Source organism: Marinobacter sp. EN3 (genome assembly GCF_000475315.1).
Lineage (GTDB): Bacteria > Pseudomonadota > Gammaproteobacteria > Pseudomonadales > Oleiphilaceae > Marinobacter > Marinobacter nauticus.
The window spans coordinates 1-2,513 of the sequence record NZ_AXCC01000043.1 but is presented as its reverse complement, the minus strand read 5'-3'; the positions used below and the strand labels follow the sequence as shown (position 1 = coordinate 2,513).

The 2,513-nt window shown below is 50.4% G+C and carries 2 protein-coding genes; both read left to right on the top strand.

The features are described from left to right. Positions 1–718: 718 nt before the first annotated feature. Complete coding sequence (locus Q675_RS32085; protein WP_152525369.1) at positions 719–1,240, top strand: hypothetical protein; 522 nt, start codon at positions 719–721, stop codon at positions 1,238–1,240. A gap of 109 nt (positions 1,241–1,349) precedes the next feature. Continuing rightward, entirely contained in the window at positions 1,350–1,874 is a 525-nt protein-coding gene (locus tag Q675_RS32080) for a hypothetical protein (protein WP_023011616.1), read from the top strand. Positions 1,875–2,513: the final 639 nt, after the last annotated feature.

Below are 2,513 nucleotides of genomic sequence, written 5' to 3'. Positions count from 1 at the left end.
TGTGATGGCCGGACGCTTACGATCCAAACCACCCAGGGATGAGGCATTTTATGGGGACCATCAGGACGATAAGCACTTCTGCAGAGTACCTTTGCGGGCCTGAACCGCCATCCCGGTATCCGTTCAAAATTTACTTTACCCTTATACATTGTGTGCTGGCATTAGTGGCAGCGGCTTAGTCCAACCCACATTTAAAGGCCATGCTGCGCACGACCATTAAATGCTTCAGTGTTAGGAGAATATTCGTCTGCTGAGTTCTTTCTCAGAAGCTAAAAAGATTCGGCCAAAGTACCAGCTCGGAATTGCGAGAGCGAAGAGGAAAAGACCCAAGATGATCGTAGGTAGCATGGGTGCTCCTGCGGCACTAGCTTCAAAAAGCGCATGCGTAGAATTCGTGAGTCCCCATCCCATGTACGTGGTAACGGGAAGAGTTCCGCAAGCGAAGAAAACCAAAAGCCAAGTAGGCATCTCTTCTTCGCGCTTGTACACCTTGCGTGTTTGCCAGGCAGAGATTGCCTGATCAAAGATCTTTCTGAATGAGGGCATCACACTAGCTCCATGTCTGCTGGGTCTATCAATCTATATCGAAGGTTGGCATGGAAGTCAAAAAATGTTTCCTAACAAGTAGTTGCAGTTCGTTCCGGCCCTACGGGCCTCCACCGGACCGGTTTTCCGTTGCACTCCAAACCGGCCGCTGAACATTGGCGTTAGGCAGTATATGAAACTTTATCTAGTTCGATTGTTCGACCCGAAAAGTGCAGAGCACTTCTTTAAAGTTGGAGTCACTAATACGTCAACAAAGCAACGTTTTTCATATGGAAGTCAAAAGGTGATCGATAGTGACCTCCCCGCGGCCGAAAAGGTGAGAACAATACTGTCGGGTGTGAAGTACATTCCTGATTGTGAATATCAAGTGGAAGAGCTGCATGTGGTTGAATACATATACGAACAAGATGCTCTGCTAGCGGAAGAGAGAATTCTCAAAGCCTTAAATCCTCTTAAATACTCCCCTAAAAAAACTCTATCCGGCGCAACTGAGTGCTTTAAGCCAGCGGAAGGAAAGGAAGATGAATGTGAAGCGAAGGTTATTTCCGTAATGGATGAAGATTCTAAACACCGAAATTCGGCAGCGCCAAGCGAATTGAGGTACAAGGTTTTAGGAATGGGGATAAGAGAGCAAGATCCACGTAAGCGGCATTTAGCTATTCTCGAGAAACATCGACAGGACAGAGAGCAATAGTGCCTAACCAGGCAGTCAACCGGACGCCAAAAGCGTGGCGCTTTTGGTTCCCTCCCCTGGCGCTCCGGCGCCGGTTACCGCAGGCGTTAGCACTGTCTAGGAACTTCGAATGCGACCCAAATTTATCGTTTTTATGCTTTTAATTGTTGTTAGCAAAGCGGTTGGCGCGAGCGAGTCATTTAGTTACCAAACTAAGTGGTGTGATTTCGCTATCGATTACGAGGGCGTGCCGGCGGTTGTTCTGCCACTCACCGAAACCAAACAGCCGCCACTCTTCTATCTGATTAAGTTCAGTGGAAGTGATTACGACATAAATTTTATGTGTGAACTCAATTCCTTGCGCATAAGGCCAACTAAGTCGCAAATGTGTAAACAGATGATGACTGGTGCTCTCGACGTAAACGGCGAATTAGTCGATTGTTTCTACAAGGAAGACCCAAACTACGTTATGGCAACGGGCTTTTTTAGAATCCCGTACCAAACCGGAGGAAATTTTTTATCAATTGAAAAGGTTTGGATTAGTGATCGAAGTAAATTTACTTTGCAATTTTTCGATCTGGGCTTGGGCAGTGAACGACAGATAAAAGAGTTTGCTAAAGCCGTAAAAGCGGTTCGAGCAGTCGGCCCACGGTAATAGTTGCTAACAAGGCAATCAAATTCGTTCCGGCCTATGGCCTCCACCGGACGCCCTAGTCAGGGCGCCGTTTATTGCTGGCGTGTGTGCCGGGCATGGCGCAGAACTAGGGAGGTGAAAGTCCTCCTGCCAGGTGTTCGCAGAGCCGAAGGCTAGGAGAAGGGCAAGGGCGTCATCGCGAGGTGGGGTCTGAAGGAAGCCCAATCCAAAGCGGCGGGGCGACGAACAGGAACCCGATACGAGGTGTGGTACATCCGGGGCGAGCGGGCACGTGACCGCGAAGCCCTCCTTCTGCGACTGGGGTGTACTTTATAAATCGGGCGTTCACGTCGTGAAAGCTCTGTGCCTTACCCCGGGAGGTCTGCCACGTGTGGACGGACCCACTGAGAGACGAGCGATCGTCTCTGATCGCGTGGCAGAAATCAGCAGAGGGCATAGTAGGTTCGCCCGTGAACCGAAGGCCCGAACAGAGACAGGAGTCGAGAGTCCGTGCAGGGAAACGGGATGGCATCCGCAAAGCAGCTCGCGCTGCCCCTGGAGTCTCCAGGGGATGAACCCGTTGCCGGAAACCGGGAAGACTCGCACTCCGTTCAACCCTCACCGTGGATGGCGCGTGTGTTGAGCAGGGACAACCTCAAT